The organism is Vibrio makurazakiensis, assembly GCF_050337375.1.
Taxonomy (GTDB): Bacteria; Pseudomonadota; Gammaproteobacteria; order Enterobacterales; family Vibrionaceae; genus Vibrio; species Vibrio makurazakiensis.
The window spans coordinates 1-13,682 of the sequence record NZ_JAKJSW010000115.1; the positions used below are offsets into that span (position 1 = coordinate 1).

The 13,682-nt window shown below is 38.3% G+C and carries 16 protein-coding genes; 4 read left to right on the plus strand and 12 right to left on the minus strand.

The genetic code is table 11. The features are described 5' to 3' along the window. Positions 1–3 precede the first annotated feature (3 nt). From L4C33_RS13510 to L4C33_RS13525, 4 genes are all read right to left on the minus strand, one after another. Entirely contained in the window at positions 4–294 is a 291-nt protein-coding gene (locus L4C33_RS13510) for a hypothetical protein (protein WP_428812951.1), read from the minus strand. Between the two features lie 380 nt (positions 295–674). Further along, positions 675–1,088 carry a nucleotide triphosphate diphosphatase NUDT15 gene (locus tag L4C33_RS13515; RefSeq protein ID WP_428812952.1) on the minus strand — a complete coding sequence of 138 codons (414 nt, stop codon included), beginning with the start codon at positions 1,086–1,088 and terminating at the stop codon, positions 675–677. Positions 1,089–1,140: 52 nt separating this feature from the next. After that, a complete protein-coding gene (locus L4C33_RS13520; protein ID WP_428812953.1) occupies positions 1,141–1,758 on the minus strand; it encodes an HAD family hydrolase in 618 nt (205 codons plus the stop codon). A gap of 58 nt (positions 1,759–1,816) precedes the next feature. Then, positions 1,817–2,332: a P-loop NTPase family protein gene (locus tag L4C33_RS13525; protein ID WP_428812954.1), complete on the minus strand. Its 516-nt coding sequence runs from the start codon at positions 2,330–2,332 to the stop codon at positions 1,817–1,819. Between the two features lie 801 nt (positions 2,333–3,133). Between L4C33_RS13525 and L4C33_RS13530 the strand changes: the two genes are divergently transcribed. The 4 genes from L4C33_RS13530 to L4C33_RS13545 all read left to right on the plus strand — a co-directional run bounded on the left by L4C33_RS13530 (position 3,134) and on the right by L4C33_RS13545 (position 7,911). After that, positions 3,134–4,861: an EAL domain-containing protein gene (locus L4C33_RS13530; RefSeq protein ID WP_428812955.1), complete on the plus strand. Its 1,728-nt coding sequence runs from the start codon at positions 3,134–3,136 to the stop codon at positions 4,859–4,861. Next, complete coding sequence (locus tag L4C33_RS13535; protein WP_428812956.1) at positions 4,848–5,300, plus strand: hypothetical protein; 453 nt, start codon at positions 4,848–4,850, stop codon at positions 5,298–5,300. The genes L4C33_RS13530 and L4C33_RS13535 overlap by 14 nt, the downstream gene beginning before the upstream one ends. 31 nt (positions 5,301–5,331) lie before the next feature. Then, entirely contained in the window at positions 5,332–7,293 is a 1,962-nt protein-coding gene (locus tag L4C33_RS13540) for a methyl-accepting chemotaxis protein (RefSeq protein WP_428812957.1), read from the plus strand. A gap of 423 nt (positions 7,294–7,716) precedes the next feature. Next, complete coding sequence (locus L4C33_RS13545) at positions 7,717–7,911, plus strand: hypothetical protein (RefSeq protein WP_428812958.1); 195 nt, start codon at positions 7,717–7,719, stop codon at positions 7,909–7,911. Positions 7,912–8,038: 127 nt separating this feature from the next. Here L4C33_RS13545 and L4C33_RS13550 read toward each other — a convergent pair whose 3' ends face one another. From L4C33_RS13550 to L4C33_RS13585, 8 genes are all read right to left on the minus strand, one after another. Continuing rightward, positions 8,039–8,467 carry an N-acetyltransferase gene (locus L4C33_RS13550; protein ID WP_428812959.1) on the minus strand — a complete coding sequence of 143 codons (429 nt, stop codon included), beginning with the start codon at positions 8,465–8,467 and terminating at the stop codon, positions 8,039–8,041. 106 nt (positions 8,468–8,573) lie between these two features. Further along, positions 8,574–8,990 carry a GNAT family N-acetyltransferase gene (locus L4C33_RS13555; RefSeq protein WP_428812960.1) on the minus strand — a complete coding sequence of 139 codons (417 nt, stop codon included), beginning with the start codon at positions 8,988–8,990 and terminating at the stop codon, positions 8,574–8,576. A gap of 63 nt (positions 8,991–9,053) precedes the next feature. Beyond that, positions 9,054–9,554 (minus strand): YgjV family protein, encoded by a 501-nt coding sequence (locus tag L4C33_RS13560; RefSeq protein ID WP_428812961.1) that lies wholly within the window; start codon positions 9,552–9,554, stop codon positions 9,054–9,056. A 79-nt stretch (positions 9,555–9,633) separates the two neighbouring features. Then, positions 9,634–10,458, minus strand: a complete 825-nt coding sequence (locus L4C33_RS13565) for a hypothetical protein (RefSeq protein WP_428812962.1) — start codon at positions 10,456–10,458, stop codon at positions 9,634–9,636. A 99-nt stretch (positions 10,459–10,557) separates the two neighbouring features. Further along, positions 10,558–11,088, minus strand: coding sequence for a chloramphenicol phosphotransferase CPT family protein (locus L4C33_RS13570; RefSeq protein WP_428812963.1), 531 nt, complete (start codon positions 11,086–11,088; stop codon positions 10,558–10,560). Between the two features lie 58 nt (positions 11,089–11,146). Continuing rightward, a complete protein-coding gene (locus tag L4C33_RS13575; RefSeq protein WP_428812964.1) occupies positions 11,147–11,923 on the minus strand; it encodes a phosphotransferase enzyme family protein in 777 nt (258 codons plus the stop codon). A gap of 240 nt (positions 11,924–12,163) precedes the next feature. After that, positions 12,164–12,667: a GNAT family N-acetyltransferase gene (locus tag L4C33_RS13580; protein WP_428812965.1), complete on the minus strand. Its 504-nt coding sequence runs from the start codon at positions 12,665–12,667 to the stop codon at positions 12,164–12,166. Positions 12,668–12,728: 61 nt separating this feature from the next. After that, complete coding sequence (locus L4C33_RS13585; RefSeq protein WP_428812966.1) at positions 12,729–13,601, minus strand: EamA family transporter; 873 nt, start codon at positions 13,599–13,601, stop codon at positions 12,729–12,731. Positions 13,602–13,682 lie beyond the last annotated feature (81 nt).

Here is a 13,682-nt window from a genome sequence, read left to right on the forward strand (position 1 = left end):
GTATTAGCCTATAGGTTTGCAAGTGCCCAAAAATGTACTTTCGTATTTGTAAGACCTAATTACGCCCTGAGAGTCTGTAAAGAATGTGTAAGTACAGCTGTCATTAAAGATTTTGTATTCAATTTCTAGCTCGTTTTTTTCATTTATTTTCTTCAACTCAGGTTCACCCCATTGAGCAATCAGATCATTGACATGGCTGCCAGACCAACTTTCTCCAAATGAACTTTCGCTTACAAATAATGAGCAACCACTTAGAATCGCAGTAAGCCAAAGAGCTAAGAACTTTCGTTTCACTTTCATACCCTTCAAATTATTTTATCCATTCTACCTAAACTCAAAAATGCCAAGTATTGGGATTCAGAATTTAGTGTTTATATCCACTGTAGTTTGTTGTAGCCGATAAAACACGCCAGTACACACAGAGACCACATATTTGGCATTTGGTTCTACAGAAGTTAACCATTCGAGGACATTAAGTTTGTTCACCTCTTACGCATGAACACCACCGACTACAACAAGTAGTACGAGATCGGGATGGTTGGAAAAAGAGCAATAAAGTAAGACCTTAAAACCATCACGTTAACCGTTAAATTCACCTAATCATTGCCTTAGTCTAAGACCAGCTTTGAACTTAAATAGAACTCAGCTTAAATTCTCGCTTGATACAAATGCTGTTATACAAGCGGTTCTAGCGTTGGGTTTTCTTTCAATAAGTTGATCAAAGGTAAAAATAATGGCTGCGGTAGACTATCTAGTTTGCACCACTTCCACTGCTTACATTTATCAGGCTCAGTCACTTTAGGCTCACCCTCAACACTAGACGCTACGACATATAAGGTCACATAATGCTTATCGTCTTGATCGAAAATATCATTTGTAAAAGCGAACTTCGTTACCGTGTCCACGAACAAACCAGTCTCTTCCAACGTTTCGCGCTTCGCACACTCTTCAATGCTTTCACCCAGTTCTRAATGCCCACCGGGGGTCGCCCATGAATTTGCTCCATGAGAACCAATGCGTTCACCCAACAAGATACAACCATCCCTTAGAATAATGGTTGCAACTCCAACTCTTACTTCTTTACTCACTGTTCTTTCCTTGTATGTAACTAATTTAGCTCGTGTATTAGCAACGAAATCGCTAAAAAGACAAACCTAATGACTTCAAATCATCTTCACATTGGGCTGCGTTTTCAAATTGAATGGCAGAAATACCGCAAGCCTCTGCGCCAACCACGTTATATGGCATATCATCTATAAATACTGTTTCTGACGCTTCAATCTGATTTTGTGTAAGTAACGCATGGTAGATCTCAGGCTGAGGTTTTAGCACACCTAAATCAGCCGATACCGTTGTGCCATCAAACAATGACCAGAACGTATATTCATGCTTTAGATGACTAACAATTTCGTGAACATTGTCTGTAAGCGCATAAACATTGTATCCAGCCGCTTTGACACGCTTTAATAAATCAACCGAGCCAAAAATCAGAATCTGAGTTTGTTTTACGTAGTAAAAGAGGCGTTCACATTCAAATTCATCTAACCCAAGTGATGATTGGTATTGTGATTTGGCGTCTGCTTCAGAAATTAAGCCCTTGTTTAAGTCGAGCCATATTTCAGATTGGAAAATGGATTTCGCCAATTCTTCGGTTGCTTTAGCATCCCCGAAAGTTAGTCTTACAATTTCCGAAGGCCCCCAACGAACGAGAACGTTGCCAATATCAAAGACTACGTTTTTAATTTTACTTGAACCCATTAACTTCCCCTTCAACTTAAACCGTATAAAACGGTGAGAACATTCTTCTAGCTAACCACTACTTTGAATACGTTAAAACAAAGCTATTTAGATCTGCGACGGTTTTAATTACGTGAACTTTCTTACTATCAGATAGTTCTACCAACCTAGACATAAACTCATCATTCCAAAACTTTGGACATCGCTTTAGTACTTTATAGCTTTCGAGTGTGCCTTTAAGTATGGAACTGCCTTCTGGCCAACCTTCCGGCTTGATAAATACCCCTTTAAAGAAACGCTTTGTCACGAACCAATAGCTAATGGGATACGGGAGATCGATATATACAAGAGTATCTGCAGCTTCTATACGCTTGTTGAATGAGCTAATAGGTCCGAACCCATCAATAATCCAACTTTCTGAACACAGTATATTGTCGTGTGTTTCGTCAAATATTTCTCGTTCAACAAACTCGCCGTTAGGCTTATAAACGATTGAGTCTAATTGATGAAGTGGCGTCCCCGTAGATAAAGAAAGAGACTTACTTACCGTCGACTTCCCACTACCAGGTTTACCGAAAACAGCTACCCTTTTCATGTGAACTCCTCAAAAGAACATTCCAATAAGGCAGATACAGAAAACCCACCTTAGTAGGTGGGTTTGATATATCTAAAGCGCATCAACTATCCCACCATTCTTATAGAATGATGATAATTCGTTCCTTTAATTGCTTTAGACATACTTTCATACAACTACTCTCATATAATGAAGGTAACTTGTCAATGGGATTCTATAAAGTAGGTTTGATTTCAAGGAGTGACACTAGGCACCAAGGTTAACTAAAAGGACAACTACCACACATAAAAGTGTCACCAAATGACCTATACGAGACAAATTTGTTCAATTAATCTACGTTCATTAATAAACTGTCTCATTCAAGACCTAAATATACCTTAGGAAACAACAACGAAAAAACGGTAAATAAAGGTAAATAAAGGTAACTATCGTTGCTAATAAATAGTCCATATTAACCTAAATCTATCTAGTTAAAAAATGGGTTAAATATCATTTAATCAATAACTCTAAGTAGAATTAAGGCAATTAGGTTTACTAATAGTGCAGTGACCATGCTGTATTCAGTGGATAAAGAGCCATTTAAAAGTTGGATAATCGCATATTAAATTGGATAAATCCTACTTTTAGGTTGCGTGAAACCCTGTTAATTCGATAAAAATATCAATTGAGTCTGACACGTGAAATCTACAAAACATTTAATTACCTATTAAGAGTAAATAAATAACATAAAACATAAATATCCACTTATTTTTATATCAGTGGTTACACCTTGGATAGGATAGCTTATCGAATCCAACTTTAAGATATATGTGAGAGACAATAATGTTATATCTATTTGATTTAGGAACAAACTCATCTTACAAATTGGTTCTGAACGGTAATGTATTGTATGGATTAGATTCTGAAAGTAAAACGATGGAATTTTATCTTAACGATAAAGAGCACTTTGTCTTGGAGTATCTTGCCAAGAATTCCTCTTCAGACTCCCCCTCTGATTCGAGAGATATTGAGTTAGCTTATCAAAATGAGTTTTCTGATGTATTTGGACTTTATAGTTTGAAAAACACAATTGCTTCTATTCGCAAAAAATACAAGCTAATAACGGACAGCTATAGCATTGATAGCCCAAAAGAATTAATAAACAATGTGTTTAAAAAAGGTTATTACGTGAATATGATTGATAATGCCTATATAAGCAAGCATAACGGATTGGATATAAATGAATTCAAGTTAAATACAGTGGCTATGTTACTTTTGTTCTTTAAAATGTACCGTTCAAGTTTAATAAAAAAGCTATCGACAGTTGTTGCGCTATCAACGTTATTTCTTGCATTTATGTATATTCTTCAGATTATTAATATTAGTTCGATAATTAATAAATACAAACTTAATACCGACTTAATTGCCGAGAAGGTTTTAGAGTACGGATGTAACCACGACCTAAGTCCTTCAGTACTGAATCAGTCACTTAATTTAGATTCGGCATTACTTGTTGGTCTTAAAGGTAGCTGTTTAATTGATCGAGAAAAAGTACAAAATATCAACAACATAGATCTACTTAGCTTGCTAAAACAAAATCAATTTGTTTACACAAAACGAACAAACCAACAGGGTGAAGAGTTTTATGCACGTATTTCTAAGAAATCAATCAGTGGGCGATATGAAAACACATTACTCCCCTTTTTGACTGACTCAGTGCATATCGATAACGAACTAGGGAAATTATTATCTACTGGTGAACCAGGTGATTTTAAAATTTTCTCTCATAACCTTAGAGACGATGCTTGGGTTACCTACTACAGTAACGACATAGTATATGAATGGTTGACGTTACTAGTAATAATCTCATTTTCACTATACATGAAAAACGTTTATCGATTTTTTCACTTCGTTACTACATGGGTTGGCTTACAATATAAACTTGAAGTTATTATGGATACAAAAAATAACCACCCCATTTACTATGAGGTGCTTACACGAGTTAAAAAAGGCTCCCCACTCGACTATATTAATAACATTAGAAAGTCTCAACTAGTTACATTCCATACAATATTAACTATTAGAGCAATCGAAAAATCACAACTAAATGGAAAAAACAACAATTATGGGATAAACCTGTGCCCAACAATCTTAAAAGGGGAGCAATTTACACTACTAAAAAATTACTTAACTCGTTTAGAAGCAAATGAAGTAACTTTAGAGATTACCGAGAACTCAAATTTTCCATATACGTCAGAGATTATAGAGAACATTTTGCATCTAAAAGATACAGGATTCATTGTCGCTCTTGACGATTTTGGAACTGGAAACAATAACATTGAAATAGTTAGAAAAATACAACCAAATTATTTAAAGATAGAGAAAGATTTCCTAATAGGTATAGAAGAAGATTCTCCAGAAAAAGAGGTATTGATTAACCTTTCAAAACTCGGACATTTGTCTAATTCAGAATTAATACAAGAAGGTGTTGAAACAATTAGACAAAAAAACTTCTTATTCAAGTTAGGTCATATTTATCAGCAAGGGTATTTATATAGTGAAAAACAATAATGGATATGAGGGGTCAATTTGGAATTTTGATTTCACACCTTCTAATATCGCAGGTAAAGTTAATATGAGAGAACAGTCGTGTTCAAGTTGCAGTGGTGAAATATCAAAAAACACATGCTCAACCACATGTATTGAATGCTTACATTCCGAGTCTTATATGAACCAGTACAGAGGCTATTACCCTGATGAGATAGTTACAGCATTGGTTAATTTGGATACTTGTAAAAGGATGATATTTAATCTAATTGAACAAGAGAAAAATGGTACAGAACTTGATGTTGGCGTTATCTTTAACATCGAAGTAAAGGTGCATCATGCACTAATATTATTAAACTCAATATCTAACAAAACCGAACCAGTGAAAATGATATATATTATTTGTGCTGAAATTCGAGATCTTATCAATAGTCGAGACTACCACACCGTAGTCGCCGAATAATTAACATAAATTCAAGCATGGATGTGTTGTAATGAAATTTGCGTTTAAAAACTTGCCTATTTTGTACCAGGTGCTTTCACCAGTAGCCCTAGCAATAATTTTATTTGTAGTTGCCATAGGAATATCAAATAATAAACTAAACGAAACTTTGACTAACTCTCATATTTCTTCAGATACAGTTGAATATTCTACATATATCCAGGAGTCAGAAAGGACCATTTGGCGCTTTAGAATGGCTTCCATTCAAGCACTCAATGGTGATAAAAATTGGGAAGATTACTATCAAGAGCTATCAAATTATAATGAGAATCTTTCTAAACTCTTTGACAGCATTAGAAACTCCAAAGTATATATTTTCAATCGTGAGATAGAAAATAAAGTCAAAGATATCGAAAGTGATGTAGCTGCATATGCTCAGCAGATGAAAAGAATTCACGAATTAAAAGTAAAAGTCGATGATGAATACTCTTCATTACCATGGATCTACGAAATAATAAATGAGACTGATTCAATGGTAGGAAAAAGCAATACTTTTTCTGATTACGACAAGCAAGATTGGTATACTGCCAAAGCACGTTTGTATGTTTATTCTACACAGGTACAAACTCATTTTGCCGAATTGATGAAAATTTATAACCCTAATAGTCAAAAGAAGTTAGATATAGCTTTAGATAATTTTGGAAAAGTTATTGTTGATCTAGATAATCCAGTCTTAGAGCAAAACGTTAGCAATGTACTTAAAGATTACCTTACAGCGGTTGACCAAGTTAACAGTATCAATAATCAGATATATCACCAGAGAGAAGAACTCGTAGTTCTAGGGCAATCCATACGTGAAGACGTAAGTACTTTATCGAGCCAAGCTGGTGAACGAACCGTATTAGCATCAGAAAACAGCTTAGTCTTGATCGGCGATACACAATCGATGCTCTTGGGTGCGATCATTATAGCTTCAACACTTGCTGCTTTAGGTGGTCTTCTATGTGCTAGCCGGATCAAAACGAACTTGACTGATTTACAAGTAGTGATTGAGTCAGTGGCTCGTGGCGAGCTATATAGTAAAGTAAATGTTGATTCTACCAATGAGATCGGTTCACTTTGCAAAAATACAGATATGACTATTGATTCGTTAAATCGTACGGTAGGAAGCCTTAGAAATGTAGGTATAGAAGTTTCTTCTTCCGCAACTGAACTTGCGTCAGTGATGACTGAGCTAGAAGCTAATGCGAACGAGCAGCGCACTCAAGTTGAACTAATAGCCTCCGCTATTAACGAATTAGCAACGAGCTCAACTCAAGTCGCAGCTTCCGCTACATCCGCTGATCAAAACGCGAAATCAGTGATCGATATTACAAGCCAAGGTGTAAAATCTGCACTAGACGGTGTCCAGATATCCGATGAGCTGTGTTCAGAGTTACAAGAAACATCCAATGTAGCTTCAAGTTTGGAGGAGCTATCTAACAATGTTTCTAGTTTTGTTAATATGATTGAGAACATTGCAGAACAGACAAATTTATTGGCATTAAATGCGGCGATAGAAGCAGCTCGGGCTGGCGAAAGTGGACGTGGGTTCGCAGTCGTAGCAGATGAAGTTCGCGTATTGGCACAAAAAACTTCAGAAAGTACAGGGTCAATCCAAGATCTGGTACATACACTTCAGGTTAGGGCTAAAGATATGATGTCCTCCGTAGATCGCTGTGTGGGCAAAGTAGTTGCTACTTCCGAAATCAACAAACAGACTAGCGCTCAGTTATCAACGATATCAGACGAAATTGCACATATTTCAATGAATAACAGTGAAATGTCTGCCGCAGCCGATGAACAGAGTCGAGCGATTACTTCTATGAACGAAAATATCGTATCTATAGACTCAGCTCTTGCACAAAATGCCACAGGGATAACCCAAAGCGCGGAAGCTGCATCTCACCTATCTGAACTATCAGAAAGCCAAAGTCATCAACTTCAGTTCTTCAAGCTAGAAGCTAATAACTAGTATTTTCAATTATTCTTATTGCACTGGTCGCCTCTGCCCCAGTGCTTTTTTGCTGAGCACTCCAGCTTTGTTTTCGTTCAAATTTTTCGTAGCTTCTCCCTTATACGTTCGAATTTAGTCATTCATTGAACTCTAGGTTAATAATGGACTAAAAGTCACCTCTCTAAATGACTGCTGCGTTTGTAACACTTTATTTCATTGAACCTATTTATGCTTAGAGATCTAACTCACGCATAGTGATCCTGCCCTCAAAATTAGCCAACCTTACTGCATTAAGCCAATATGAGACCATCACGCATCGATGGTGTGAATATTTTAATGCCATAACCGTGAACCATTACAACTCGTTATGTAATGAGCAATTGATTTCACATTGATTTGTGGTTATTTTGTTCTGCAATTCCGTCAACGAGGAACACTTACATGGACAAGTTATTAGTTTCAGCCCTTGAAGGTCGTAACAGAACACCCGTTACAACATTATTTGCTCGCAGTGGTTTCAAAATTGCTACGACAAATTTTGACGATGTTACGTTTGAGAAGGACGATGTTCAAGTCGAGGTACATTTCAACCTTGCATCGAACGTAAAGTCTGTAAATATTGTGACTAAACAGTAGCACTCTAACCAGTATTTTATTACTTGGTGAGCCGCTCGATAACTAGCGTATGTTATGTATCGAGCAGTGCTCCTGCCTTACCTCACCCCTCTTATATTAGCCGACCTTTATTCTAATCATAATTCTATTATTGGACGTTCATACCCATAGTGAATTCCAAACACCCGGTATGTTCACACACTTGTTCGCTCACAACAGCAAAACCTAAAGAAAGATAGAACTGATAACTCGCCTCGTTTTCAGCGTATACGTTAAGCGTAAGGTTTGAACATTGCTCTTTGGCATGAACCATTAGCTGCTTACCAATCCCCTTACCTTGGCAGTCAGGAGAAACAAAAATTGCGGCCAACGCTTGTTCGTACAAGGAATAGAAACCAACAATTCTGGAATCCAATACAAAAACGTAGGTTTTAGATGCGGGAATGTATACATCGCGCATATTATCAACTTGTGACTCCCAAAAACCTGCATCAACAAAGTCATGAGCTTTAATAGAAGCTGAAAGCCAAATATCTAAGATGGCGTCAGTGTCGTTCGAGACATATCGTCGAATCATTTCAATTCTCTAATGTTTTTTGTAATCAAATAATGGTTTGAGATTATGGATTATCACAAAGCCAAAATATTGAAGATTTACGACAATTTCAGACCTAGTTTATCTATTACTTGATGAGGGATTTCGTTAGAAACGAGAGAGAAGAATCCAGCGGATAATCCGCCAAGACCATTTGACACTCATATCCATGACTCTCATAGAAAGGTTTAGCTTGAAAACTAAGAGTGTCGACCAGAGCAGACTTACACCCTTCAGACTTCGCGTACGACTCCATGCATTGAAGAAGCTGGCTTCCGACTTGTTGCCCTCTCATGGTGTCATCAACCCAAAGGAACTTAATCAGTAACCAATTCCCCCAAAGGTCAGCAATAATACCACCGACCTTTTGATCACCGTCTAGCGCATAATATGCGACTTGAGACTTGGGGATACCTTCCAAAAATGGTCTGTTATGCTTAATTAACCCATCACGCACTTCATTGATGTCACCGTCTGATGGTGCGACGTCTAACTTATATTCCATGTGCTTTTATACCCAATAAAACTGAAGTTCTAAGTGAAATCGATGCCTCACCACTAGGTAAGTTTATGCCACCGCTGCCTTGTAGTAATAGCGATAATAGCCAATTAAGTTACTAGAAATAAATAGAATTTCCATAAGAACAGCCGTCGGCGACCCAATCAAATAATTGTGTATTAACCAAAGGGCTGTTCCAACAATCATGAACTCTCTTAAGCGGCGATCATCTTTATTGAATGCAGCGATTGTTTGAAAAACAGATGCAAAACAACTAACAACACTGATCAATCCTGAATAGGTCACAACCGCAGAAATAATAGATGCTGAGCAAAACAGATATTTCAGTTTCGGTGACGTAGAAAATACACTCACCAGATAACGAATAGTCGCGATGACCATTAAGCTTGCCGCCGTCCACTGCTCTAGCAAGATGAAGTGGCTTGAGATCAGCGTCCCCGCAAAAAAGAGGCAAGTCACTATTTTTTGTCTGTCTTTAAATTGAAACGACATAAGGTCAAAGACTATCGCTATCGCAACTAAGACTTGAGAGATAAAAAATGGTGTCACTGTAGACTCCTATCAATATTGTACGGTGGAGAGTTCTTATAACGCTAAACACGAAACATTAACAACGAGTTTTAACGATCTAGTTAGCTGAACGATCAGACGAAGTTTGTTCTCTTAGGGTATCAATGTACTCTAGAACCCTTCTGCGGTTATCAGCATTCAGTTTATTACCACAACTCTCAGAGCGATACTGAATAGAAGGGCTCGAATAAATGGGTAGCCTAATATCTTCGTAACTCATGACCGTCCCAGCGTTTGAACATGAGTAAGCACGGGCATATGGCTTAACCAGGTGCCTACTTTCCGGTCGAGTGGCTCTCTCCAAATTCCCTTGAAGAAGTGAAAATAATAAAGTTTCCGAATGATTAGCCCACATGAGATGACCAAATTCGTGTTCCAAAGTATCAAGAGATGCATCATCAGCCAATAAAATATAACTGTTATTGAGTTCTCGGTCAGTTATACCTGTCGTACCATCTTCAAAAACCCAATGGTGATTGGGAACAACAAACACATAGAAATCCAAAGGATTTTCGCGTATTGGCTTTAAAACATCACTCCCGACAGCATTGCTACCTAAAGAATAAATGTCATCGAAATATTCTTCACCTGATAGCTTAAAATTCGTGTATTCAAACGAACTAAGCTCTCGACGTAAAGGTAAACACGAATTCCCAAGTATAAGGTTTGATAGATCAACCTGTTGTTGTGCGAGTGACGGCTTAAATGACTGACTAAGAGATAAGTCAACGAAATACGAGACACGCGTCATTATAGGCTGCTCACCCAGTTCACAGGCCGGAATAGCTAACTTCGTATTATCAAACTCCGTACGATCTGGCTGATTAAAATAGAACAGCACTGCAGTTATCACGATAGATACCGCTACTAATAATTTTCTCATTCGCTCTACGTTATTCTTTCGTAGTGACTTAACCCACTATTGCCTAACTTAAGCAAAGGGACTGGATAACGTTTATATAACTTGCCATCCGCTTACTAGCTAGGATGAACGTAATTCTAGCTTCGTAAACACCTGCTCAGCGCCTTTTGCTGGTGTAATATCAGTCGTATCTATGGTGATGTCGTAATTCATGTGCTGATGTACTAACGGGTACTCCCATCTGGCTAATCCGATGGCTCTATCACCTCTCGCCTTTTCTCGAGCTTCACACACATCTAAACAGCACTGTACTTTGACTCTGACTACGTCAAAATTAGATAAAATACGATTCAGCGCTTCAATTTCATCTTTGTTCACCCAAGCATTATCCATAATGACTCGACAGCCTGACTCTAAAATCCCTTTGATACTATGGTGATACCCTTGAACCAGTTGTTCATAATTATAACCATCACGATCAATTGGTTGACCTTTCATCATCTTGTTTAAATCTGAAGGTGGAAGCGCATATAAGACACTGTCTATGCTGAAGTTCAAATACTGCGTTGGGAGTAATTCTTGAAGCTCTTTGGCTAAACTGGTTTTGCCAGAACTACCAGTACCGTTCAATAAAATGACATCTGGATACATTAATTAACTCCTTTCTGCTTAATTAGGTGGATACCCAGTTATAAGGGGACTTGAACACCTAGTTCACTAGGCTGTTGGTAATGTAGTTTGTGTTTAGCCTTAAATACTCAATGTCAGCAAGATACGCGAGATGGTGACCGCCTTTAATGTTTTCAATGAAAGCCTTGTTGCCGTTGTTCGCCTCACTGTGCATGTGGTCAACTAAGCATTGAATTCTAGCGATCATGTTCTCAACCAAAGACTCTCTGCTTAAGCTACATAACCCATACGCATCGCAAAACTGTCTTGCTCTAATAGACTGAGATTTCAGGTCTCCCAGCGCATCAGATCGATGTGTCTTAAATGGAGCCCAACAGTAAACCGCATAAGCGATATCCCAAATCCTCGGCGCTGGGTGAGCAGTATCGAAATCAAAAACCCCTACCGTTTGAGTTCCGTTCAACGCAACATTATATGGGGCATAATCACCATGACAAATAACCTCTATAGGCTCTCTAGTCGGGAGCATCCATTCCATATTTTCATGCGCCAGTTTCGAAACAAACGAACTCGATGCATCATGATATTGGCGTAAAAGCCTGGCTGCTGATTCCAGTGCTTCTTTTGTCGCTATATTTCCTTTTAGCGGATAGTTGAACACATCCCCCTGAACGTATGACAAAACTTCATTACCACACTGATCAAAGCTATAGGATTTAGGTGCGGCATCAAACCCTACTTTGTCTACGTACGATAAGAGCTTATGTACCGCAACCGACCATCGCCCGCTAGGTCTAAACACTTTGTCTTCTACGAGAAAAATGGCATTTTCCCGCCCACCTTCTAATTCTTTCATTACAATCCTTGTATAACGTCATGGGCTACACAATACTGATCCCAAAACAGAAATGCCAAGCATTGAGATTCATATAGAAGACATTCAACACACTTTTAACTTGGAAGACTTGATGATTTTCGAGCCATACCTTGTTAGCAAAATGACTGATAACTCTTGTGCGACAATTAGACCAATCTACGTAAACCAAATTCTACATTCGGGTCGCTTTAGATATGCTGTAGGCAAAGTTCGACAGACTTATGCCGTAGGTAAATAGCTCTGGTGAATTCGAGACATCAACAACATATCGATATAACGGCCAGCTTTAAATGTGCTGAGTCGTTTAGTGCCTTCAACTTCAAAGCCAACAGTTTCATAAAGCGACACGGCAGATAAGTTATCCGCGTGGACTTCAAGTTCAAGACGCACTAGGTTTAACCAGTTATCAGCTTGATTTAACGCTTCTTGCATCAAAGCTTTACCAACCCCTTTCCCGTGAGATTCGGGATGTACAGCTATCGCAACACCAGCGCTGTGTTTATCTCGGACTTTATTGGTCAAAAATAGAGTGACATGACCAACGACCTTAGAATCGACTTCTGCAACAAGTGTGTAATTGTCTGGGTTAGCAAATAAGCTCGCCACTTTATCCGAACTCAAAAACGGCAGCTGAGAGGTATTTTCACTGACGGAAGTGAAGCGATAAATATCAAACAAGTCTTTGTTATCGGTCTGCTCTAAATGCCTAATGGTCAAATCCACGATACTTCCTTATATTCTATCTTATTGAAAAACAGTGTTATTACAGCGACTTCTTTAGACGCTACCACATAACTAAAACCGCTGCGATAGCGATTAAAGTAAGTGCCAGTATATCCTTTCTTTTCACCCCTTCTTTTAACCAAAAGAAGGAAATTAGGATAGTGAAAAACACTTCAATTTGCCCTAACGTTTTGACCAAAGGTACGGTTTGCAGTGACATAGCACTAAACCAACCTAGCGAACCAACAAAGCTCGCGATACTGGTCATGATCACAAGTTTGGGCTTCACAAACATAGCTTTTAGCGTTTGTCGGTCGCGAACTAACATATAAAGTAAAAGCAAAATCGTCTGGATAAGAATAACGGAAAATAGCACCCAGGCAGCGCGATGAGGAAATGGCATGTCGAGCCTTAAGCTGGCTTCACGTATCCATAATGACGTTAAAGCAAAAGACGTACTACACGCTAACCCGATGAGTGCCGTTTTAAGTGAGATACTACGAAGCCCATTCGGGCAACTCAGAAGAAAGACGGCGATGGCACCAACGAAAACCCCTAACCAACCCAATAATGAAAGTGATGTTCCAAAAAACAGCACCCCAAGGAATGCCGCAACAGGCGCTTCACTTTTCGCTAGGCCAGCACCAATGGCAAAGTTCTTCTGCTTAAACAAAACAACCATTAAGCCAGTAGCGACTATCTGCATGATAGAAGCGCCAAATATAAAGAAATAAGATTCAGCTGAAAAGTCAGGCAGCGAGGTAGGCTGATACCAATATAAAATAAGTAAATAGATTGCCGCTAATGGGCTAGCCCAAAGAAAACGTGACAATGTAACACCAACAACGTTGAGTTCTTTACTTAAACGGCTTTGAAATGCATTACGCCAAGATTGGCTAAACGCCGCTAGAACCGTGAAAAATACCCAACTCATAATAATCCTTTAATTATGTAGTGTACTGTGGTCAATGGCTCAAATGAGCCACCACTCTTTACTGATGATACTCTTCGATAT

Coding starts and splice junctions, on each gene's coding strand:
- L4C33_RS13520 (WP_428812953.1), bottom strand. CDS start 1,758: ATGGGTTCAAGTAAAATTAAAAACGTAGTCTTTGATATTGGCAACGTT.
- L4C33_RS13525 (WP_428812954.1), bottom strand. CDS start 2,332: ATGAAAAGGGTAGCTGTTTTCGGTAAACCTGGTAGTGGGAAGTCGACG.
- L4C33_RS13530 (WP_428812955.1), top strand. CDS start 3,134: ATGTTATATCTATTTGATTTAGGAACAAACTCATCTTACAAATTGGTT.
- L4C33_RS13540 (WP_428812957.1), top strand. CDS start 5,332: ATGAAATTTGCGTTTAAAAACTTGCCTATTTTGTACCAGGTGCTTTCA.
- L4C33_RS13545 (WP_428812958.1), top strand. CDS start 7,717: ATGGACAAGTTATTAGTTTCAGCCCTTGAAGGTCGTAACAGAACACCC.
- L4C33_RS13550 (WP_428812959.1), bottom strand. CDS start 8,467: ATGATTCGACGATATGTCTCGAACGACACTGACGCCATCTTAGATATT.
- L4C33_RS13555 (WP_428812960.1), bottom strand. CDS start 8,990: ATGGAATATAAGTTAGACGTCGCACCATCAGACGGTGACATCAATGAA.
- L4C33_RS13565 (WP_428812962.1), bottom strand. CDS start 10,458: ATGAGAAAATTATTAGTAGCGGTATCTATCGTGATAACTGCAGTGCTG.
- L4C33_RS13570 (WP_428812963.1), bottom strand. CDS start 11,088: ATGTATCCAGATGTCATTTTATTGAACGGTACTGGTAGTTCTGGCAAA.
- L4C33_RS13575 (WP_428812964.1), bottom strand. CDS start 11,923: ATGAAAGAATTAGAAGGTGGGCGGGAAAATGCCATTTTTCTCGTAGAA.
- L4C33_RS13585 (WP_428812966.1), bottom strand. CDS start 13,601: ATGAGTTGGGTATTTTTCACGGTTCTAGCGGCGTTTAGCCAATCTTGG.